General features: G+C 33.7%; 18 protein-coding genes. 9 read left to right on the forward strand and 9 right to left on the reverse strand.

Annotated features, from left to right (window positions below):
• Positions 1-664 precede the first annotated feature (664 nt).
• The 9 genes from H562_RS14375 to H562_RS0100255 all read right to left on the reverse strand — a co-directional run bounded on the left by H562_RS14375 (position 665) and on the right by H562_RS0100255 (position 14,574).
• Positions 665-4,132, reverse strand: a complete 3,468-nt coding sequence (locus tag H562_RS14375; RefSeq protein ID WP_051190339.1) for a DUF6443 domain-containing protein — start codon at positions 4,130-4,132, stop codon at positions 665-667.
• A gap of 4 nt (positions 4,133-4,136) precedes the next feature.
• Positions 4,137-7,532 carry an RHS repeat domain-containing protein gene (locus tag H562_RS0100215; protein WP_027375674.1) on the reverse strand — a complete coding sequence of 1,132 codons (3,396 nt, stop codon included), beginning with the start codon at positions 7,530-7,532 and terminating at the stop codon, positions 4,137-4,139.
• Positions 7,529-9,199 carry a T9SS type A sorting domain-containing protein gene (locus H562_RS0100220; protein ID WP_027375675.1) on the reverse strand — a complete coding sequence of 557 codons (1,671 nt, stop codon included), beginning with the start codon at positions 9,197-9,199 and terminating at the stop codon, positions 7,529-7,531. The genes H562_RS0100215 and H562_RS0100220 overlap by 4 nt, the downstream gene beginning before the upstream one ends.
• 1,144 nt (positions 9,200-10,343) lie before the next feature.
• On the reverse strand, positions 10,344-11,474 hold the full coding sequence (locus H562_RS0100225; RefSeq protein WP_027375676.1) for a hypothetical protein: 1,131 nt from the start codon (positions 11,472-11,474) through the stop codon (positions 10,344-10,346).
• 326 nt (positions 11,475-11,800) lie between these two features.
• Positions 11,801-12,358, reverse strand: a complete 558-nt coding sequence (locus H562_RS0100235) for a hypothetical protein (RefSeq protein WP_027375678.1) — start codon at positions 12,356-12,358, stop codon at positions 11,801-11,803.
• Positions 12,355-13,113, reverse strand: a complete 759-nt coding sequence (locus H562_RS0100240; RefSeq protein ID WP_027375679.1) for a ParA family protein — start codon at positions 13,111-13,113, stop codon at positions 12,355-12,357. Before H562_RS0100240 ends, H562_RS0100235 begins: the two co-directional genes overlap by 4 nt.
• Positions 13,114-13,302: 189 nt before the next feature.
• Positions 13,303-13,812: a hypothetical protein gene (locus H562_RS0100245; RefSeq protein ID WP_027375680.1), complete on the reverse strand. Its 510-nt coding sequence runs from the start codon at positions 13,810-13,812 to the stop codon at positions 13,303-13,305.
• 123 nt (positions 13,813-13,935) lie between these two features.
• Entirely contained in the window at positions 13,936-14,229 is a 294-nt protein-coding gene (locus H562_RS0100250; RefSeq protein WP_219729253.1) for a hypothetical protein, read from the reverse strand.
• Positions 14,230-14,286: 57 nt separating this feature from the next.
• Complete coding sequence (locus H562_RS0100255; RefSeq protein WP_027375682.1) at positions 14,287-14,574, reverse strand: DUF6876 family protein; 288 nt, start codon at positions 14,572-14,574, stop codon at positions 14,287-14,289.
• A 606-nt stretch (positions 14,575-15,180) separates the two neighbouring features.
• Here H562_RS0100255 and xerA point away from each other — a divergent pair.
• The 9 genes from xerA to H562_RS0100310 all read left to right on the forward strand — a co-directional run bounded on the left by xerA (position 15,181) and on the right by H562_RS0100310 (position 23,755).
• The gene (xerA, locus tag H562_RS0100270) at positions 15,181-16,221 is read left to right on the forward strand and encodes a site-specific tyrosine recombinase/integron integrase (protein ID WP_027375683.1); all 1,041 of its coding nucleotides are present in this window, start codon (positions 15,181-15,183) and stop codon (positions 16,219-16,221) included.
• 305 nt (positions 16,222-16,526) lie between these two features.
• Positions 16,527-16,904: an ArsR/SmtB family transcription factor gene (locus tag H562_RS0100275; protein ID WP_027375684.1), complete on the forward strand. Its 378-nt coding sequence runs from the start codon at positions 16,527-16,529 to the stop codon at positions 16,902-16,904.
• Positions 16,901-17,506: a mercuric transport protein MerTP gene (gene merTP / locus H562_RS0100280; RefSeq protein WP_027375685.1), complete on the forward strand. Its 606-nt coding sequence runs from the start codon at positions 16,901-16,903 to the stop codon at positions 17,504-17,506. The genes H562_RS0100275 and merTP overlap by 4 nt, the downstream gene beginning before the upstream one ends.
• Positions 17,507-17,553: 47 nt before the next feature.
• Positions 17,554-17,913: a heavy-metal-associated domain-containing protein gene (locus H562_RS0100285; RefSeq protein WP_027375686.1), complete on the forward strand. Its 360-nt coding sequence runs from the start codon at positions 17,554-17,556 to the stop codon at positions 17,911-17,913.
• Positions 17,910-19,562 carry a mercury(II) reductase gene (merA, locus tag H562_RS0100290; RefSeq protein WP_027375687.1) on the forward strand — a complete coding sequence of 551 codons (1,653 nt, stop codon included), beginning with the start codon at positions 17,910-17,912 and terminating at the stop codon, positions 19,560-19,562. Before H562_RS0100285 ends, merA begins: the two co-directional genes overlap by 4 nt.
• A 296-nt stretch (positions 19,563-19,858) precedes the next feature.
• On the forward strand, positions 19,859-20,395 hold the full coding sequence (locus H562_RS0100295; protein WP_027375688.1) for a DUF6624 domain-containing protein: 537 nt from the start codon (positions 19,859-19,861) through the stop codon (positions 20,393-20,395).
• A 253-nt stretch (positions 20,396-20,648) separates the two neighbouring features.
• Positions 20,649-21,407 carry a hypothetical protein gene (locus H562_RS0100300; protein ID WP_156831934.1) on the forward strand — a complete coding sequence of 253 codons (759 nt, stop codon included), beginning with the start codon at positions 20,649-20,651 and terminating at the stop codon, positions 21,405-21,407.
• A 164-nt stretch (positions 21,408-21,571) separates the two neighbouring features.
• A complete protein-coding gene (locus H562_RS0100305; RefSeq protein WP_027375690.1) occupies positions 21,572-22,969 on the forward strand; it encodes a hypothetical protein in 1,398 nt (465 codons plus the stop codon).
• Between the two features lie 186 nt (positions 22,970-23,155).
• The gene (locus H562_RS0100310; protein WP_156831935.1) at positions 23,156-23,755 is read left to right on the forward strand and encodes a hypothetical protein; all 600 of its coding nucleotides are present in this window, start codon (positions 23,156-23,158) and stop codon (positions 23,753-23,755) included.
• Positions 23,756-24,044 lie beyond the last annotated feature (289 nt).

Here is a 24,044-nt window from a genome sequence, read left to right on the forward strand (position 1 = left end):
ACTAATCTTTCATTCAAATGTTTAAGAAGTAACTTTTTCAAAATGGTTTTACAATTTTTAAAAAAAGCCAATATTTAAAATGAAAATCTTCATTTTTGTTTAGAAAATTACCAAAAACGAATTTTCGTTTTATCTTTTACAGAATTTACTAGTTTATAAACATCTATTGATACTGCCTTTTTAGAAAATTTAGAAAAATTGATTAAAATTTATTGTTATCAAACGGAGCCCGCAAAAAGATATTACAGAAATTCTGAAAAATGAAAATCTTTTATAAACAAAGCCAACTCCTAAAAGTTGGCTTTTGCTATTTCGTTTTTCCTTTTAAAGAAATTTCATGTTTACAAACCCTTATTAATACTGCGTTTTATAAAATTTAGAAAAAGAAGATTAAAATCACTGCTATCAGACGGAGCCGCCGTTTTCAAAATCTATAACAGTAAATAAAGAACTATTATAATTGAGATTAAACCTATTATAATTTGAATAAAATATGATAGGCTTTTTGCAAAGAAAGACATTAAGACTAAGACAATTCCTAATAAGCAGATTAATATAAAATAGTAAGTAGCCCACGCTTCTTTTAGAAACATATTAATATTTAAAATAATTCCTGCAATAAAAAATAATACTCCTAAAAGTTTTATAATCAGATTCTTTTTTATCATTTTCCAAATTTCTTTTCGTCAGTAGGTGTCGTATAATTACTATTTCCCGCGTTATCAACCTTTTTTTCCATTGGAGGAAATAATGAAACTGGTGTATCTCCTGTTTGAGCAGGATTACTGCCGTGTATTAAATAAGAATTATTTGTTTTTTCATCAGTAATAAAAAATTCATAAGCAGGAAAACCATCTGTTTTACCTTCAATATTATAATTGAATGAACCATTATTTTGCTGGGTTAAAGTAACATTTACATCATAGTTTATTGCAGGCGCTCCATCAACTAGTTTATTTGATGCATCTACTTCCATATGAATAGTTGTTGAACCCTTTTTCATAGTTCCAGGAGTATAAGTTGGTGTTGGTCCCGCTTTGCCAGCTTCAGAATGCTCAACAGTTTTTCCGTTTTTATCAAATCCTGTAGAGCCACTTGCTTTATTATTTAATAACGTAACCTTATTATTATCAAAATCAACTCTTACTTTCTGCTCTGTTCTATATGAAGTTGCATTTACGTTATATGAATTTCTGTCATCTCCCGAAAAAGATTTAGTATTCGAAAATGGTTTTGGATTAGGAACTTTTCTATCTGGAATAAATGCACGCCCTGTAACAATATAGGGCTCAAGTCCTTCCAGCTCTCTCGCATCAATTACTCTGTTTCCGCTAAAAGTGTAGGGTGACCAAGTATTGTATTTCTCTGCCACAGGATCAATATTAAAGAATCTTCCCACATCCGGCATATACTGTCGCCACTTAAATGCATAAAACCCAGTCTCTTGAAGTTCTTGTTCCTGAAACTTGTAATTATACGGTATCGCCATTGGATCATAATAGGAATTTGAATTATTTTTAATGAAACTCATCCCAAAAGGATAGTAATCATTAGAGTCCATCACCTGAATTTCGCCTGCGCTGTTTTTCACATAGCTCACCCGCACATTTCCGAGGTGGTCTTTATACTGATAAATATACCTAAAATTTTCATAATCGTAAAATCCTTCTGCGGTAGGGAAAAAGGATAAGATCATATTTTCCTGCTGCGGATAACCGGGAACTGCAATTGTTCTTTCCTCCAAAGCAGAAAAAGTTTCTTCATTCCCCGCTCTGGACATACTTACCGTGCTGTCATCCTGTTCCTCCAAAGCCAGTCTTATAGGTTCAACATTCGGCGTGGAATACTGGAAGCCGTCTAAATATTCGGTGTTGATCAGGTGGGTTCCGCTTTGGTTCACCAACGTGTACGCTTTCTTCAATTTTACACCATCTGCGCGGTAAAGGAAACTGCTGGTGTTGCCTTTTTGTACAATCGTTTTAGGCAGGTTTAGGAAATTGTACGCAATATTGGTAATGCCTTTATCCGGCATATTAGTCATATTACCATTTACGTCATATAGGTTAGCGCCACCCCCGCCTTCATAACCGATTGTGTTATGGGTAGCGTCTGTGATGCTTTGCAAGCGGTTGCTTTTATTTCCATTTTCGTACTGATATGTTAGATTATCAATTTGAATAGGAGTATACCTTTTTCCATGTTTAGCATTTCTGTATAAATAAGTAATATTACCGTTAACATCGTATTCTACACTTTCACTATTTATATACGTTAGCGGTAAGGCATCGTCCGGATCCTGATAAATACCATCTAAAAGCCGGTTTAACTGATCGTAATTATAACTGTACCTTTTTGCAGTACCATCCTTTTTAATCCAATCAATTTCCGCTATGTTACCGTTAAATTTCGGCAAGACAGGAGATGATGGCGCGATAAGGTTGTATTTGATTTTATAACTAAAAAGTTTGGTCGCAATCAGATTTTCATTGGCATCTAAATTAATACCGGTCATCCAACCACGAATATTGTAGGAATAATCTATTTCCTGGATATTGTTGCCTACGTTTTTCTTTTCCAGTTGCCCGATCTCGTTGTAGGTATTGTGGGTTAACAATTCTTCGGGCGATTTCCCCACCACTTCATGGTAATGATTGATCAACGCATTATTAAATTGATTGTACTCAAATCTTTCCCTCACCTGTAGAATGGCATCAGTAGATTTTCTTTGGTGAAAAGTATAGGTTTTTTTAGGAAGGCCGGCAAAATCCAATTCGGTTTCTGTTCTGGTAAAACCACCGAGGTGATTGGCGGTGTAACTTCCGATGGGTCTTCCTTTTCGGTCGTAAAAGGAATAGTTTTTTGTCCAGCCATCGTTCTCTATATTTTTTACCATGGAAGCAGTGGGCAGGGATTGCGCGGATTGAGTAACTCCGGTAGGAAAAGTATCTTTTAGAATATCAATCCCAAAGATTTGACTTCCCGAAGGTAAGGGTGTACCTGCGGGATATTTATCGTAATAATTAACGGAAAGCACCGTAGCAATATTGCTATAATATCCTTTGGTATATTGAACTGTAATTCCATTCTGAGTGAATCCACCATTATCATCACGTGATTCCACTATCACTAAATCCTTAATTGCATCCTGATGACTCAATCTTGTTCCCCCCTCGATCATACCCGTATAGCTAACACGTCCAAACTGATCGTATTTTGTAAACAGCCATTTGCTGTTCGCGCGCAACAATGCATCTTGGGTCAATATCAGTCGATCGGCTTTATCATAGACCATATATTCCCAACCTTTGCCGGGAAGTTTTTTCTCAACTAATCTTCCCCGTCCATCGTAGCGGTATTGGTAGCAGAGATCATTTAACGTATCCGATAAACTTATAATGCTTATCGCTAACGGTGAAAGCACAAATGCAAGTTGATTATACTCGTTATACACGTAATAAGTATCTACGGGAGTACCATTAAGCATTTTTCGTACTAATAATGTTTGCCCTTCGCCGTTTTTAAATTCTATGGTTGTGTTACCGTCTTCATCTTGTACCGTGTTTTTGTATAGAGTTGCTTCCGCATAAAATCCAGAATTTGTTAAAACCGAGTTGGTTCTATTCTCCACCCAAGTGGTGGCTGTGGTAAATTTGATGACCTCGTTTGTGGCATTGGCTTCATAGGAAAAATTGATGGGTTTGTTTGCCCAAGCTGCGCCGGGATTTATTTGCGCGGTAATTCTGTCTAAGGGCGAGTTTTCTAAAACTTTGTGAGAAAAGGGAGAACTGTCATTCACTAAATTTTGATAGAATGCAGTAGCCGAAGATTCTACGCCATTTTGAATAGTCCCACTTAGGGAACTCATTGGTACAGGAAGCCAAGAATCTACTTGTCTGCCAAAACCATCGTAAGTTATTGGCATCACTACATCTTTTCCAGTAGGCGAAGCTTTGATGGCGATGGATTGTTTTGGTCTTCCCAAACCATCGAAATAGGTGACGGATTCTACCTTTTTAGAACCGTCTGCACGGAGATTTGTTTTGCTGTAAACGTAATTTTCGGTTTGTGATAATTGAGCGAAAGACACACTTCCCATCACCAATAAACCAAAAAGGGATAAAATTCTCTGCATAATTTTATGGTTTGTAATGGTATTGGTATTCTTTCAAAATATTGCCGTCCACATCTATTACAGATTGCAATCTGTTGGCGGTGTCATATTTGTAAATTTCACGAATTCCGGAAGGTGGAGTAATACTGGTTACTCCAATTAATGGATCATAAGTATAAGTCGTAATTTGATAATCTTTTAATATTTCATTCTTTCTAAAATTATCCAGAGCGATAATAAAGTTACTTTCTTCAGACGGGTCAGCATCATCTAAATTTGAAGCATTAACAATAGCGTCAATTAAGTATTGCGCAATATCTGTTGTCTTTAATGGAACTTGACCTGGATAAGTTGCCCCTTCGACTTTTGCAATGGGTTGGGTTTGGTTATAGCCCCAGATAATTACAGTGGAGACTCCTGATTTTGTAGTGTATTGGAGAAGATTGCCGTTGGTGTCATAGAGGTCGTAAGTGAATTGACTTTCCATCGTTGATGAATTTAAATCTTTACTGAAAACTGCAACAGGTAATATCAAATTATTTGTTTCTGTATTTTTAGCAAAAATTGTCTTTATTTTAGAAACTACGTTTCCGTTTTTGATTATTTCTTTTTCCAATGGGTCACTGATTATGTTGGCTGAAACCATTTGTGCAACTACCGTATCTGTAGATGCTAAATCCGAAGGATATTTGAAATTCGATGTTGAAATATCCCCGCTACCTATCACTGTACTTGTTTGACTTTCGGGAAAAGTGTGCCTGTTTTGTCCTGTGTTTGTTGAATATGCTGTCGTTTGCTCGGTAGAGATAGTTGGTTGATTATTTACGTAATCAGTTGTAGTACTTTTTACATTTTTAATCCACATATTTCTTATATCAAAATCTCTACGATTAAAATGAATAATTTGTCCACCTAAATAATCAGTATCAATTCGCTTAATTCGTATATCCATTCCTTTAGCAATCAGTGAATTATATGCTGTAGGATAAGGATTCATTGAAGCAAATTGATTAAAATAAGAGTCGTATTCATATTCATTCTTAACTAGACGAATTGTATCTTCAACATTATTAAAAAATTTTTCTTCGAGTAGTAGTCCATCATCTAAATTTTTTTGAGGCCAAGAAATATTTACTGGACTAAAAGGCTCATATTGATATATAACAGATGTTTCTGCAATGTTAAATTTAAAACTTTTTTTATAATTTTTTGTAGGATCTAAATATGATTGATAAATTTCTTGTACATATTCGTAACCAATTGCTTTACCATTAACTGTATTAATTTGCCACCCTGGATTGTTACTGATAGATAAAACTTTCAAAGTTCTTCCTACACCGTACATCGCTGGTAGGCTTGGGCCAACATTAACTTCACTGTACGAAACTGAAGCAAATAATTCTTCTCCCCTATTTATACCGCTCGACTGATTTGTTGAAGGATTTACGTAAAAATATTTTCTAACTATTTTTCCGTTGTCTTCCGATTCACTTTCAATTTGCTTTATTCGTATAGTACCTGTTTTTACAGTCTCAGAATTATTGATCACTTGTTCGGTAATCCAATCATATTGAACCTCACATTTTTCTGGCGGTTGTTTAGCACCTGTGTTTACTTGAATTTCTAATTTATAGAAACCAGGCTCGTCAACTCTATCTTCATCTGTGAAGTGATTCTGTTCTATGTTAATATATTGTCCATTAATTTTTTTCCATAAATTCCAGCCGCAAGAAGATCGAGTATGAGGTCTAGGGGGAATCTCATCTTTACCTGGAGAAAAAAGTGTAATTCTTTTATTAAAAGTTGTGTCTGTTGGTATTTCAAACGCCACCGCGCCTTCACCTTCAATTGCTCTAATTGAGTCTTTTGTATATTTATAAACTGGATCTACGTAAATTTTCTTTATATAATCATCAGCCTCGTAAGTAATCTTAGAAAAGCCTCCCGTAGGATATGTTATTTTTTCTAAATTTCCTATTACCCCAAAAGTAATGTCAGGGTTTTTGTCTGCACCTAAAAACACTTTTATTTTATTGCTATGTAAATCATGTGTCTTGATCGTAGGAAGGGGGCTTTGATTCTCATGTTTTCCATTGTATACTCCCCAATAATCTTGAGCAAAAGACATTCTGTTAGGTAAATTGTCTTCTTCGTAATACTCTAATGTATATTGAGCTGCATTAAGGTTGTCCTTTACTTCTATAAGCTTTAATCGTTTAAAAATTTCAGGAGAATTAGACAAAATGTTTGCATAAAGTTCCGGAGCGAAGTCATTTGATGAATCGAAATAAGAATAATTTAAGGTGAAGTCCTTAATAATTTTATTACTTTCACTCATTACTTTTATGCGGGTTAAATAAACTTCTCCTATTAAATCTTGTCTTATATTTTCAGTATAACCCTCTGCATCATTATTATAATAAAATAATATTTTGCCACCATCAAAAATAATATCAGAAAGCACATGCTCTGTAGAAGCAGTTTTATTTATACAACGTTGGGCAGGATAATATTCGGCTGAAAAACCACCAATTGATGATCTATTTGTATCTATAATCTTATTTTCAGAAATTGATGTTATATAATTTGTGACTATAGGTTTATTATAATTATAAATAATTTTTCTATTCGAAAGTGTAGTAATGGTGTCGAGCTTCATATTTGGTACAGCATCTTCTTCATTAAAAAGATTACAGGTGGATGTATTTCGTAGCGCATTTGTAACAATATCATCTTTAAACTTATAGACTACTCCTTTTTCGTCAACCATTTTCATCCCATTAATCTTCCCATAGTATAAAAGGGGTGTTATTTTAGTCAAATTGTAAGGCATAGGTATTCCCGCTATACCATTATAGTCTAATATAAATCGTCCACTACTATCTACTAAATTGTATGAGAAAATATCAGGATTAGAATCTGGGTTTATGGGCTGCAAATATGGATAATAACCTAAAGCGCTTAATGCTATCCCACAGGGACTATTAAAAGAATAACTGCCTGTATTGTAATCGTAAGCACACATAAACGGTATTTGATTTATATTTTGGAATACGGGTTTTTCTGTCGTGTTATCCAAGCTACCAATGACCTGTCGTGTTAAAGATGGACCAGTGCTTAAAGCCCAGCCCAAACCAACTCTACTAGCTATTTCACCAACTTTAATACCCGTTGTAGTGTAGAGTAATTCAATAGGAATTTTAACACCGTCAATATTTATCGTATATATCGGAATCGTAAAATTTGCAACACCTGTAAAATTGCCCGGAGGAATATCTATATGTTTAGTTAACGCTGCCACATCAGGTGTCTTAGGAAACATATCAATCGTCTTAGTAATAGGGGCAGGTGGAATACCTTGCGCAAAAAGCTCGCTAGTAGATAAGATTACAAGTAGAAAAGCAGTAATTATTTTTCTCATTTCCTTACAATTTTAGAATTAACAGATTTATTAGGAGTTTGTGCTTTTAAAATATAAACTCCCTGCGGCAAGACACTAGTATTTATTTTAGTAATTTTATGCATTGTTTTAATTGCTTGAAGTTGTCTGCCACTTATATCATACAGCGTAATCTCCGCTTCACCTGTAAATTCAAAACCAATTTCTACATAACAATAATCCTCCACAGGATTCGGGTAAATCCGGACTTCTTGCTTTTCAGTAAGATTATCCAAATCTTTATCACCCAGTTTTATAATTTTCCAGTTTTCTTGTCCCAATTCTTCCGCACTTGTTCCAGCCAAGAGAAATGTTCCATCCGTCTGTAATTTCGCTGAGACCAAGCGTTCTTCTTTCTTTTTAGATTTTCCTTCCACATGTTTACGCCATTCTTCTTTTCCGTCTGCATTGATATAAAGCATCCAGAACTTCTCATCATCGCTTTCTATTTTTCCTTCCGCTTGGGTGTAACCGCCTAATAAAAATCCTCTGTCTTCGCTAAAGTTGTCTTTGTTTGTTTTTCTAATGACATTAGCACTCATTAACACATCTCGGTTTCCGAAACTGTATGATTTTTGCCACAACTCATTTCCATTTATATCCAAAGAGATCAACCACAAATCTGTGCCTTCTTCTACGTTTTCTCTTTTATTGCCTGAAGAATTACTTCTGCTTTCTCCTCCAATTAAATATCCTTTGTCAGTAAATACTATGGTTTTGGGATGATCGTCAGCACTCCCACCATAAGTCTTTTGCCATTCAACATTTGCGTTTTTGTCTAATTTTACAATCCAGTAATCTCCCTCGCCAAAATTCTCTTCTGTTTTACCTATAATAGTTTTGGCTTCTGTTTCTCCTTTTTGAGAAGTCAATAAATCAACTGCTTTATTTTCAGTATTTGGTTCGTCTTTTTCTAAAGTATTGAAAATTTTATTTTCTGTTTTCCCCGAGGTGGAATATATCAAAAGGATGCTCCCTCCATCCGGAGTCGCAATCATTTCTTGTACTTCATCTAGAGAATTTCCTCCAAGAATAGTGGTATTGATGAGTTTTCCCGTTTTATCTAATTTGGAAATAAAAACATCTTTTGAACCGAACAAATTTTTATTAGAATTTATATTTCCGGCGACAAAGAAACCATCATCTAAAGATTGTGTCACTGCCGAAGCTTCATCGTTATTTTTTGTTCCTAATGTTATTTGCCACAGTTCTTGTCCTGCTTCATTCAGCCGAATCAACCAAACATCTGAACCTCCGATATTATTATCTATTTTATCAAGGGATTGGTTGGAATAGGAAGTTCCGGTTAATAAAAACCCACCTTCTCTGGTAGTTGTAGTCGAAACTAAATAATCATGTTTTGATCCACCAAAGTGTTTATCCCAAAGAATATTTCCTTCTTGTGAAAGTTTGAGTAAGCGGTAATCATATCCTGCATTTGTAGCAGTTGCTCCACCAGAGCTAACCCCTGATATTTTTGATTTTTGAATTACACTTCCGGAAAGTACAATTTGCCTGTCCAAAGTAGTGGACATTGTTGAGAGAAAGTCCTGTGTAGAGGATTGTACATCTTTTTGCCACAGAACATCTTGGGCGGAAATAGTATAGAGAATAAATACAAGAAATAATGCGGAGTAAAGTTTTTTCATATTCTAATTTATAAAAGTAAAGTTAACAAATCTTATGACATAAACTATATTTATTTAATAAATGTTAAATAAGTTACTAATTCCTTAAGATTAAATGAACAGTGTGCTGGATAGATAGCATATTAAATCTGGAAATACACATGTGAAAATTCTTTTAGCTGCCTTTTTCTTTTTTTTAATTTTCAATGAATTGATGTAATTATTAATTCTTCACTTTTAACAAATACTTCTTCTTCCCCAGCAGTGTTTGCCGATAGTATATTATCATCAGTTTGTTTAAATGCTTGTGCGACAAAATTTATGATAGTAATATATTGAAAACCTTCTAAATATTCTGTGTTAGAAATATGAGCACCGATTGCATTATTGCGAGGAGGAATTTGGTCATTTTTTCTTTTTTTCGCAACTTTTTCTTTTAAATTTACAAGCGTAATAAATTTTAATGTTTTTTCCGACTATAAAAATAAGTTTAGATCAAATAAAAATTGGTTAGCCTAGGGCTAACTCCTTATTTTAAATTAATAGATAATAGTATTAAATACATTATAATATTAGTAATCCCACAAAATCATTCTAAACGCCTATAAATCCTATATTTCTCAGTTTTAAATAGGAAATACGGTGGGGGTAATGGTGATATTGAGTGGGGGTATTAAGGAAGTACAGTGGGGGTAATAGAACATTGAGTGGGAGTAATAGAACTTTCGGTGGGAGCACTAAAGAAATCTGATGGGGGTAATTATTGTTAAGAACATTCGGTGGGGGTACGATTGTTAGGAACATTGGATGGGGGTAATACTATCATTAACAGGATTTTTCTACTATTATATTTTTTCTTTATTTGGTATATTAATTTTACTTATACGCGTGCACGCCGCACTACTATTGAGTTTTAATTAATTATGCGGTTTAATCCAGGCAATTCTACAGTATCAATTTTTGCCATTCATTAATCTTTAAATACGATATTTTACTTCTCACGAAATTTAATCAGCTTTATTGTTACAAGTAAACTCAATTCATATGTACTATTTATTCGATCGGGACAGACAGTGGGGGTATTATAAGATATTCCCTGTTAATGATGCATTCCGCTTGTTTTGCCTTTTTTAGTGTATTGGAACATTGAGTGGGGGTAATAATGTTAAAGCCCCAACTCACTACATTTATCTACAAACCACTTTAAATATTCATTACCCACAACACCTTTGTCTAATCGGCTCCTCGTTATTTCACTCATTTTTTCATAACTGTGCTCTTTAAACTTACCTTCAATATAAACCAGCTGCTTGTCATTTAGCTTTCTCGATTTTTTGATGTATTTTAAAGCATTCTTTGAGCGGTAATCATCTGCAGATGGATATTCGATGAAGACCGTATTTTTAGTTTCATAAAGAGAAAAGGTTAATGTGTCCTCTGTAATTTTATAACCAAAAGATATGTTCCCGATTTCGTTTAGTTTTTTCTGGATGCCATTTAAGAAAATGGTCAGCTTGGACTTTTTTAAATAATGATTTGCTAATGACAGGTCTTCTACAAACTTTGAGATTTTTATATTACCCCCATTCATTTTCCCAAACTTTTTCTTTAGATAAAGGTAAATGTTTAAAGGCATTGTCGATGGAGTTGAAAATAAAATACTCCTATACACTTTAGAATATCCGTCAATATTATTAAGCAGCATCCTGGAGGTGGCTTTAGATATGTAGAAGCGTATATAATTTTGTCCTTTGTTAAAAATTGGTGTTTCTATGAAATTAGTTATTAATACCTCTCCACCGGTATTTGATTTCACCGTGTGATTTCCCAACGTTTTTAAAATTTTTAGCTGTTCATGAAAAACGCTGTTATCTTTTACTTTTATATTTCCGTTATCATTCAGTGCCTGCGTTGGAATGATCATTTGAAGCATGCTGAAATTATCCGCAAAAAAACTTTCTTCTATTACGGCCAGTTTCTTCCCGGATTCTAATATTCTTCTTTTTTCAATTTGATCTGCTTTAATATCTTCCAAAGATGTAATTCTTCCATCCTTATAAACCATATCATTGGAGATGATTTCTTTGGCTTCGTCGATACTTATTTTGTGGACCTGTGCAGACTTCATCATCTCCATCATTACGAAAATAATACGATGGCCGAAGATGTTAATTTTCTTAAGTGGTTCCACCCCACCTAAAAAGTCTATTAATTCATTCGGATAGAGCGTTACTAATTGTGCTTCATACGAATCTAAAGTTTTGGTTACGCTTTTATTATTATCTTTCGCTTTCATGAAGATCTTTTTAAAAATGGTCGGAAGGAAAATTCAGTTACGGGGTTATTTTTATCAAAAATACAGTGATAATCCGTTGTTTTAGTATTCGCATAATAGGTACTTTTATCTATAAAAACCTTAATCCATAACCAGTTCTGAAGAGTACTGGCAAGTTTTGATGGGGTATATACCTTATGGTAATAGGCTGTCTTTTTGGTGTCGGTAAAATATACTACACAGAAAAAGCCTTGACTTTCGCTTGTTTTCATAAAATTATGTATCTTTGATTTAGGAAAAAACATAGAAATATGTTTAAGGACGCTTGATTTATCAGGTGTCCTTTTTTATTCTAATTCTCCGTATTTACTCTTTAATACCTTAATCATATCATTCATAAAAGCTTCTTTGGTGAAGCTTCCCAAAATGTCACCACTTTTGGTATAAATGTAATCGTAAATGTAATCCACTTCGTCCTTAATTAAGCTAAATGATGTGGTAACTTTATCCTTCAATTCAGTCCCATTTGACACGCGTCCTCGACGAGTTGGAATCATGCCTTCAGGTCGATTTTTTAATTTCGGACCTTTCTTTCTCAGCAATGCTATTCCTTCCTTTACTACATCAGAGGAAGTAAAGTAGGAAAATTCAGAACCTTGTCTTCTTTTCTCGAATTCCAATCTTCGGATATAATTGATGTTTTCGGCTTCGGAGACAAAAGAAAAATTAAATGATTTCTCTTTTACCTTTGACTTCTTATCAGGCTTCGGAATAACTTCTTCAATTACTTCAATTTGTTTTTCTACAGGTTCTACCTGCATTTTTTGAAATACATTTTGAAGCTTTAAAGATTGACCACTACTCTCTTTCTTTTTACCAAAATTTGTCAAAACTTTATCTTTCATATCATCTTCTTTTTTAATTCTTTTACCAGGTCTTTAAAATCTTTACTTGCTCTACTTTTGTTATCGATTTGAAATATTGTTTTTCCTTCTTTTATTGCTTTTTTAATATTGACATCTTGCCGAATAAAAGTTTTTAATAAATAATCTCTCGTAAATTCATTGGTTAAAAAGTCATTATAATAAGAACGGAAATCACTAGAGTTAATCAAAACAGCATTAAAGAAGAATCCTAGATATTCAAAATCCAGATCATGTTTGGCTTTAAGATTTAGCAATGATGGAATTAATGAAGTAATTCCGGCTAAAGAATATTCATCATCCTTAATTGGACTTAAAACATAATCGGAGGCACAAACAGCTACCTCTCCTAAACTAAGTGCATCATTAAGCGGTTTAGGTGGACAGTCGATCAGAACATAATCAAAATAATCTTCTAATAGCTTTAGACTTTCCTTTAAAGCATATCGGTCGATTTTATAACTTTCAAGCTTTTCGGAACCTGCCAAAACATACACGTTATTATGTTCACTTTTTTGAGTAAACTCCAAACCTTCCTTTTGTTCCAAAAAATCCACAACCGTGTAGGGAAAATCTTCATCGAGCTTGTAGCCTAATGAAAGATTTTTCTGACTGTCAAAATCAATCACCAAAACCTTACTCCCCTTTTTTGCAAAACTGGCTGCTAAGTGTATGGTGGTTGTGGTCTTCCCTACTCCACCTTTTTGTGTTAATACGGATATAACTTTTGTTTTCATTTAAGGTATTAATTTTAATGCAATTGGCGACAATTCCCCTTTATCGATAAGGCTTTACTGAACCAATTATCTTTTGGTTCAGTAAATATAATAAATTTAGTTAAGTATTCATTACTTTTTTTATTCATTTAGTTATTTATTTATTAAAAAAAATGAAGACTATTATATCTTCTTTTTTTTTTAAAAGTTCTAATCTTCCAATATTGTAAAATCCTCGACGCTATATTTCTGATCATCCGCAAAATCTTTATTACAGAAATTAGTTAGCTGATATTCTAAAGCACTTTTTAAAGCGCTATTATAGACCCATTCGGGCAAAGTAATTTTATACTGCGGTTCCTCTTCAATCTCGGTCATTTCCTCCATCGAAGAAATCTTACTGTTAGGTAAGAAAAGCCAAACTTCATTTACTTTGTCAAAACTTTTTAATCTCGCCTTAACCGCAACTTTAGTTGATTTCTCCCCTTTATCATATAATGCCGAAATCATTGTAATCATTTTTTCTGGTGCAGGATTTTTGATGTCATTTAATTTACTGCTCCAAAAATCATCATCGATTAATAATTTTTTGTCTTGAATTTCTAACTTAGATAGGGGGACAAAGAAAGTTTCCTCCTTACCTACTTCATCAACAAAAGCTGAAACTAAAATTGCGTTTTCTGTTCTTTTCTTTTCTGTAAATACTTCAAATGTTTTCATAGTAAATTTAGATCTATAAAAATAACTGATTTTTATATGATTATACTGTATTTGATTAGTCGTTTAATTATTTAGTTTTACAAATATTTAGTTTTTACTTCAATAACATATTTAGTTATTTCGTTAAAATAGGGAGAGCTGTTCACCTTGTACCTTATTGTAATACTTGATAAAATCTTCAAGTTTAATAGGTGTAAGATCAACTTCGTTTTCCGAATAAATAACATCACATAGATTTTGTTCTTTCCCTTCAATTTGGAATATTTTGCATCGGTAATCAAACCTTTCTCGAAATCGTCCAATAGAAAAAATAATCATTGGGGTTTTTGTCTTTTTATGATAGCCAAGATAACCACGTTGTAAAACCACATAATTTTTCAAGTCTTGTTCAAGTGCTTTGTACATTGCAAAGTCCATATTTTTATTTATTTAGTTATTTAATTATTTATTGTTTACGTCATTTAATTTATAATATTAACGTTCACTAGGAAAATATAATGTTGAATTCTCAAACCAAACTGTGAGCTCAAAAATTTTAATTGCAGTCGACTGAAAATAATGTATAATAATTACATTCAGATTTCCATTTTGGAGTTCCATAGAAAATGTAATTTCATCAATCTTTGTAATTTTCCAAACTTGAAAATCTTCATTGAATACTTCTGGATTTTTTTGCAGTTCTATGATTTGGTCAACAATTGCAAAGGCATTTTTTGACTTTAAGTAAAGATCTAGGGTAGTGGTGATAAATAGATTTCTCATAATCGATATTTTTTAAGTTAATTATTTATTTAGTTATTAATGTGTTTAATTGATTAGTTATTTATTTGGTAATGAGGATACTTTCTTTTACATTATTTTTTTTATAATGCTCTTAAATTAACCTTTAGATGGAAAAATTTGAGGCTTTTAAAAATATAAATGAACGCTGCGCTATTATCTTTATTCGTATAATTGAGGTGTCTTTTTCTTTGCTAAATGATTTTAAAAAAGGAATGATTTCTAAAACTGAAACATCGTGAAAGCCAGAAATAAATTTGCCAGTAGGGGAGGTGGGTTCGTCAATATTTAAATTAATCGAAGATTAGATATTGATGGATTCCCAAATTCATTTTTTTAGGAAGACTTCCATTTTTAATTTTGCATACAGAAAAACGCCAGAAATAGGAGGGAAGAAAAGCCGATTCGTTCTCCTATATTTTAAACCTAATGTCAGCTAAAAATTTACCTTCGGTTTTACCTAAGATGAACATGAATTTTGCGAAACGTTGTATACTATTTATCTGAAAAAAAATCAAAATAGAAAACCATATAAAAATATTTGTTATTGTAAATTTGATTATCTTTATTTCTCAAAATCAGAGCATTATGAATTGGTCTGCAAAATTAATTAACCATAGAGATGAAGAACGAATTGCGGTAGAATTCGAGAAGGACAAAGAATTGATCCAGCGGATAAAACTTATTCATGGTGCAAGATGGAGTCAACAAAAAAAGCTTTGGCACGTCCCGGATACAAAAGAAAACAGAGAACGTTTCCACATCATTCAGAAAGACACCAAGATTTCACAAGAGGGGCAAGAACATCTGAAACAGTTCATTCGTTGGCTCTCATCGAAAAGATATAGTCCAAATACAATCAAAACGTACTCTGACGCATTAAGATCCTTTTTGGTTTATAACCAGGCGAAAAATATTTGTGAAATTACTAATGCAGATGTACTTGATTATAATAATGATTACATTTTGAAAAATAAATTATCTGCATCTTACCAGAACCAAGTGATTAGTGCTATAAAGTTATACTTTAGAACAGTACGTAAAACCAAAATAGAAGTAGATAAAATAGACCGTCCAAAAAAGCCTAAAACATTACCAAATGTTTTGAGTAAAGAAGAAGTAAAGAATATTTTGGATGCACATGCCAATATAAAGCACAAAATGATGCTTTCCTTGATATACAGTTGTGGTCTGCGATGCAGCGAATTACTCCAATTAAGACCACTTGACATCGATTCTAAAAGGAATATTGTTCTGATCAAGCAAGCAAAAGGAAAAAAAGACAGAATTACACCATTATCTCCAAAAATTTTAGAATTATTGAGGACATATTATCAGCTTTACAAACCAAAAACCTATTTATTTGAAGGTCAAGAACCCGGTACTATTTATTCTCCCAAAAGCCTTCAAAGTGTATTAAAACAAGCATTGCAAAAAGCCAACATCAAAAAGCCCGTGACCTTACATTGGCTTCGCCATAGTTACGCTACTCATCTATTAGAAGGTGGAACTGATTTACGCTACATTCAAGAACTACTTGGACATAACAGCAGCAGAACAACTGAAATTTACACCCACGTAAGCACAAAAAGCTTACAACAGATAAAAAGTCCGTTTGACGATTTATAACGAAAAAATAGATATCTTAGTGACTAGAAATAAGTCTTACCATAATCAGACAAATCCCTACCAAAAAGGTTGTATTTGTCTGACGAAGTAAGACATATAAACGAGTTGTGCGTCACCCTAAAAACCCACCGCACATTTAGCACATTTGGTTTTTCCGACACTCAAAGCCAACGCTAAAAAACCAAAAGAGCTAAATCACCCACCGCTGACAAAGAAGAATTGTTAAAAACTATAATTAAGTATTTGCTTAAATAAGAAAACTATTTGTATTTTTGCTGCGTTATTAAATCCTAAACAAGGAAATTATGGAAAACAATCAATCGTGTATCCGTGTGTTTGCCGACAAGGTTCAAATAGACAATTGTAGAGAAATACTTCAAACCAACGACAAGGCATTCAGTCAACTGAGTGGACTTTTAGCATTGGCAGGAAACGAAGTAAGGTTAAAAATCTTATTTCTCTTAGAAGAAGAAAACGAACTTTGTCCTTGCGACCTTTCAGACATTCTCGGAATGAGCATCCCTGCCGTTTCGCAACACCTCAGAAAACTAAAAGACGGAAACGTCATTGAAGGTAGAAGAGAAGGACAAACCATTTTCTACTCTTTGAAACAGGAGCAACTTACTTTACTTCGTCCATTTTTTAAACACATCATAAACAATTCAAAAAAGGAAACAGTATGAACAAGAAAAACAACAGACTTGTCGGAGCGGGTGTGCTTTCGGCAGTAGCAGCATCACTTTGCTGCATTACACCTGTATTGGCTCTTATTTCAGGAGCTTCAGGAGTGGCATCTACCTTTTCATGGATGGAACCAGCAAGACCTTATCTAATCGGTATCACCGTTTTGGTATTGGGCTTTGCTTGGTATCAGAAACTCAAACCACGAACAGCCGAAGAAATCCAATGTGATTGCGAAGAAGACGAAAAAAAACCCTTTATGCAGACCAAAACATTCTTGGGAATTGTAACCGTGTTTGCAGCCTTGATGCTCGCTTTTCCAAACTATGCACACATTTTCTATCCTTCAAACGACAACAAGGAAGTTGTAATCGTCAATGCTTCTGACATCCAAACGGTAACTTTTGATGTAAAAGGAATGACTTGCAATGGTTGTGCTTCACACGTAGAAAATGATGTGAACAAATTGCCAGGCATTGTTAAGGTAGATGCGATTTATGAAGAAGCGATTGCCAAAGTAGAATTTGACCAAACCAAAGTGAGTATCGCTCAAATTGAAGAAGCCATCAACGGTACAGGTTACAAAGTGGTTGGCAAGAAATAGTATTTTTTTGCCTTTTGTATTTAAGAACTTAATTAAATAATTACACAATGAAAAAGAATTTAATTCTATTGAGTGCTTTGTTCCTAATTGGAATTGCTCAGCTCAATGCACAATGTTGCAAACCGACTGACAATAAAGCACAAACAGCAAATACAACACAGCAAGAAGGTAAGACCCTGCAACTGAAAATCACGGGAATGACTTGTGCAGGTTGTTCCAACCATATTTCAAATGCCCTCAAAGAAGTGGACGGCATTATTGAACACAAAGTGGAATATCCGGGCGATTTGGCAACCATCCAATACGACCCAAAGAAAACAAATCCTGACGCTATCATCAAGGTTATTGAGCAGACAGGCTATAAAGCCGAAATCATTAAGGAAAATCAAAAAGAGAAATCATTATGAACAAAGAAATAATAAAACTTGACATCATAGGAATGACCTGCGACCATTGTGCAACAGGCATTGAAAAATTACTTTCCAAAAATGAAGGTGTAAAAGAAGCTAATGTGAGCTATCCAAAAGCTACTTGCGAATGTTCTTTTGACCCTACCAAAACCAGCAAAGAAGAAATCATTAATACCATCAACGGCACAAAAAACTATCGTGTAAAAAGTGAAATCCCTGATAATGGAAACAGCGGAATTAATCAATTTGATTTAATCATTATCGGTGGCGGTTCGGCTGCATTTTCGGCAGCAATCAAAGCCGAAAGTTTAGGATTATCGACCTTAATGGTAAACGGTGGTTTGGACTTTGGCGGTACTTGTGTCAACGTGGGTTGTGTGCCTTCTAAAAATCTTATTCGTGCAGGCGAGTCGGCTTATCACGCTACACATTCCAACTTTGAAGGCATCAAGCCAAAAGGAGTTGATATTGATTTCGCTCAAATCATCAAAGACAAGAAAAAATTAGTAGCCACACTTCAAGAGAAAAAATATATGGATGTGGTAAGCGATTTTGAAAACCTGACTATGCTAAAAGGTTGGGCAAAATTCAAAGACAACAAAACCATTTTGGTTGATGGCAAGGAATACAAAGCCTTCAAATTTTTAATTGCTGCGGGAGCTACGACCAACATTCCGACTATTGAAGGATTGGACAAAATTGACTACTTGACCAACGTTTCCCTTTTCGACTTGGAAGAAAAACCCGAAAGCTTGACCATTATGGGAGCAGGTTACATAGGTTTGGAAATTGCAATGGCGTACAATCGTTTAGGCGTTAAAGTCCGAATCATTGAATTTACCGACCGTGTTCTACGGACACAAACCCCAGACATCAGTGAAGCATTGGAAACCCAAATGCGAAAAGAAGGCATTGAAATCTTACCTAATTTCAGAGCCGTGAAATTCGAGAAACAAGCGAATGAAACCATCATTCACTGTAAATGTCCTGACGGTTCATTTACGCAAATTATAGAAAAAGGTAAGGTAGTAATTGCCACAGGCACAAAAGCCAATACAAGCCAATTAGGGTTAGATAACATTGGTTTGGAACTCACCAAAAGCGGACATATCGCTGTGAATGAAAAAATGGAAACCAATCTACCTAACATTTACGCAGCAGGTGACGTAACCAACACCCCTGCATTTGTTTATACAGCCGCTTTTGAAGGTAAAATTGCCGTTGAAAATGCGTTCTCAGGAACAGATAATAAAGCCGATTATTCTTCTTTACCTTGGGTGGTGTTTACTGACCCACAAATTGCAGGGGCAGGTTTAGATGAAGCACAGGCAGAATCAAAAGGCATTCCGTTTGAAGTGTCAAAATTGGAATTGAAAGACGTACCGAGAGCCATAGCAGCCAACGACACAAGGGGTTTCATCAAACTCATTCGTAACTCGGAAACTGACAAACTTATAGGTGCAAGAGTAGTCGCACCCGAAGGTGGAGAACTCATACAACAATTAAGTATGGCAATCAAATACGGAATAATGGTGAAAGACTTAGCAGACAGTTTCTACCCTTATTTGACTTTGGGAGAAGGTATAAAATTAGCAGCAATAACTTTCGGAAAAGACGTATCAAAATTAAGTTGCTGTGCCAGTTAATCCGCCCCAAAGGCACACACTCTTGCAAGTCGCACCAGCCAACGCTTGACCAAAACTTGCAAGAGAGAGTGCCTTCCCTACCCCAAAAAATCCTACCTTTGAAAATTGACTAAACCGACTGAAAATAAAGGGCGAACGCACAACATTGTGTATAAGCAATAGCGGGTGAAGTGGTAAAATCAAGGTCTGTGCTTTTAATAAGCTTTGTGCTAAACTGAAAGGTTTGTACTTTCAAATCCGCTACTGCTCATACACGAAACCGTTACCTGCTATCTCACAAAAAACAATCGTCTACAATGAAGATAATTTTAACAATTTTGGCTCTATTTATCATTGGTTGTAAAAAGAAAGAAAAATATACTGAAGTAAGAAAAACTTTGGAAAAAGTTTTAATTGAAGACCAGAAATTTAGAAATCCATATATTCCTGAGAAACAAAATGCAATTGACAGAAATAATACTAAAATTGTTACAAAAATCATTGACAGTCTGGGTTGGCTTGGAAAAGACGATATAGGTTACGACGCAAATCTTGCGCTATTTATGGTGATTCAACACACTAACAAACTTTCAACAATGGAAAAATATCTTACCATAATGAAAGAAGAAAAAAATAGCAATAAAGTGGATAAAAGACAGATTGCATATTTAACGGATAGAGTTGAATTACTTAATGATAGAAAGCAAATTTATGGCACTCAGTATTCTATTGACAAAAATGGCATTAAGTTTATTGACAATCTTATAAATCCAGAAAAAGTTAACGAAAGGAGAAAATCAATGGGTATGGAACCTGTTGAAGAATATTTAATGGTTTTAAATGAGAATGATTAAAGAGACAGCAGGTAACAAGCTATTTCTATTAGCGGGGTTGAAGTTTACATCATGAAGATTTTTGCTAATTGTTCATTTTGTTATATTTACAAATATCAGTTATAATAAGCCCCGCCAACAGAAATACCCAACCGTTATACGACATTTTATGAAAATAGCGATGAAATCAAGAGTTTTTATTATTTTATTATTTATTTCGAATTTTGTTTTTGGACAATCTTCTCAAGAAATTATGAAAAGTGAGTTGGAAAAAATGAAATTTTTATTCTTAAATAAAAGTTACAAAGGATTTTCAACATTTGTATATCCAAAAGTTATTCAAATGTACGGAAACGAAGAAAAGATGATTGAGAAAACTAAATCAAGTATTCTAGAAATGGAAAATGATGGATTTAAATTTGTTAACATTTATTTTAAAAATTTCAACGATGCCATTACAAAAAATAACGAGCTCCAATCTACATTTACACAAGTGATTTTAATGAATACTCCAAAAGGAAAAATAATCGGAGAATATACAATGATTGGAATTTCAAGCGACAATGGGAAATCTTGGAAATTTATTGATACTTCTGGATATGATGAAAAAATAATTCAAAACAATTTTCCTAATTTGGATGAAACAATAATCATAAAACCCCAGGTAAAAATGTTTCTTGACGAAAATAACTTGAGAAAGAAATGTTCAGAATTTAAAAATATTGAATTACAATCAATTTCGCCGTTTAGTTTCAAAAAAGCTTCTGTCGTTATTTTTGACAACAAAACAAAAGAAACTGCAGAAGACGGAAGCTATATTGCTTCGAAAGTTGTGAGAAATATTGAAAATCCATGCAAAATGGATTTCATAATTGAAGAAATTCAAAACAAGGCAAAGAATATGTATAAAATTGGCGATATTATGCATATGGAATTGACAGGATTTGAAAATGAGGTATATTATTTCATAGCAACATTGAATAATAATGACTTAATTACTTCTGACAAATTTAAAGTTGTTAAAACCTTATAAGAAAAACGTCGTATAACAAGCTATTTCTATTAGCGGGGTTGAAGTTTACATCATGAAAATTTTCGGTAATTGTTTATTGTGTTATATTTACAAAAACCAGTTATAATAATCCCCGCCAACAGAAATACCCAACCGTTACCAGCCATATTAGAACGACACCGAGAATGAAACGAACATTGACAATATTTTTACTTCTACTTAACTGTTTTGCTTTTGGACAATCCAGAAACGAACTTGCGAACTCTAAACTTTATTTCAGAGCAACTTACTTTGACAAGAAAAACGAATTTATCGGACTACAAACAAGAACTAACTTAACCGACACGATTATTGACAACGTAAAATATCACAAATTCCAAACAGCAGACTTTACAGACTATTCGGACAAACAAGACAAAAAAACTTTCTACGAAACTTTTACAAACGGCATTTATTGTTTGCTTGACAATAGCAAAAAAATCGTTCACAAAATCAACTACCAAACTAACAACGAACAGACAGGAACAATCTTCGGCAGACAAACACAAATTTTGCTTGAATTTATTGACACACGAAGTAGTTATCCAAGAGACAGTTTAGTTCCGACAGAAAAAACACCAAAAAAATATTATCCGACAGACAATTCAGAAATTTATCTTGTAATTATTCCCGACTTACAATCGCTTGTCGTTTCAAGCAACGGACAGTTTTATACCAAACAGTTAATGGGCGACAATTACAACGACATAACCAAAGGTTTACAAAACAATTTTACCGCTTCAACAAAATTTGACATTCAAAAGGGCGATGAAGTTCAACTGTTTTACCGAAGAAAATGGTATGACGACACGACTAATCTTGCCGAATACGAAGACAAACAATTCAAGAACTTCAAGTATGTAGGCGACACAGTAGCAAACAATACAAAAGCGTTGAAGTTTGAAGTTGAAAGCTACAATTATTTAAGCGGCAATTACGACAGTCACGAAGAACTTTTAATAGCTGTTACAGACAGCGGATATTATGTCGGTTATCAATTTGTGCCTTTTCAAGACTACAAAACCGAATTGAAAATAATTGAAACAGAAAACGGGAAAGACTTGTTTTTACAAGGCGTTACGTTTGACACAATAAACGGAAACACTTATCAAAAAATCGTTCAAGCAAAAAGCGACCCATACAGATATTATATTTTGCCATTCTTTCCAATGCCGTTTGTTGAATTTGGTAATGTGCAAGGAATAATTACTTATACCAAAATCAAAGGAATTGAAAAAGGCAAAAAACGAGAACGGACTTACATAACGAACGAAAATAATATCAGAGATATAATCAGCAAGACAAAGAACGAAGTAGAAGTAATTATTTACTTTGTTGACAAAGCAGAAGTTGAAATAGAAATTCAAGACTACGACACAGAAAAAACTATTGGAACGACAAAAGCAAAAGCGAAAAAAGGATTAAATTCGTTCGTTGTTCGTTCTGACAATTTTGAAAAGGACAAACAATACAGAGTGCAAATAAGCTATAAAGGGAAAAACAATTCGGGTAGTTTTTCAAATAGCGTAACGACAAAGTATTGACAACAGAAAGAAATACGGCTGGTAACAGGGTATTGCCAAAATGGCGGGTGAAGTGCTACAATGAAACATTTGTGCAAGGTTCAACAGCAGTAGTTCTATTGAGCTTTTGTACTAATAATCCGCCACTTCGGCAATACCCGAACCGTTATCCGACATTTTATACAACCGTATTTAAAAATAAATATTTTGAAAATTGGGCGAATTTTACAAATTGTTTTTTTGATATTTTTTATGTCAATAACTTCATGCAATGAAAAGTATCCCGAAGATAAGTCTGTCGATTTCGAGCAAAAAGTGTTTGACGAAATATTTTTAGAAGCAGTTGATTCTACTTTGATTGATATGCGAACTTATACAGGATTCCAATATACGGATAAGCAAAGAGATTCAATTAAAAAAGATACTTTAAATAGAGTCGTTGCTTTCAGTATCGTAAACAATAAAGTCCCAATAGATATTTTAACAAAAATTCCCAAAAAGTACAACACTATCAACGATTCGATATGGAATTTTAATCTCGAAAAATATAGATCTCCAAAATATATTTTCAAAAATGCTTCTGAATTAACACTGGACAGAGAATTAATCGAATGGCAAAAAAAATACACTAAATTTTCTGGTGCATTAAGTTTCTCAAAAATTTATTTTGATAAGCAAAGACAGAATGGAATTTTTGAAGCAGGTTATTATTGTGGTTCAAAATGTGGAGTTGGTTTTGTGGTTTATATTAAGAAAATTAAAAGTAACTGGAAAGTTATAAAAATAGAGAGAAGCTGGATTTCGTAGAAAAACGCCGCATAACAGTGTATTTGCAAAAAACGGGGTTAAATTTTTCCTTTGAGAATTTATTTCTAATATTCGCAAAATGCTTTTTATCTTTCTTTTTTTCTTAATTTAGAAATCTGAAAAAGCATTTTGCTCCAGGCGGTTTTCCTTACCACTTTTGGTTTGCAGCAGCCCGTTCTTCGCAAATACTTTTTCGTTAGTTGCAAGCGTTCACAAACGAGACTTTAAAATTCACTATACAATGTCAATTCAAAATATGCAAATCGAAAATGAAAATGTTAAAGAAAAA

The sequence above is a fragment of the Kaistella palustris DSM 21579 genome (genome assembly GCF_000422265.1).
Taxonomy (GTDB): domain Bacteria; phylum Bacteroidota; class Bacteroidia; order Flavobacteriales; family Weeksellaceae; genus Kaistella; species Kaistella palustris.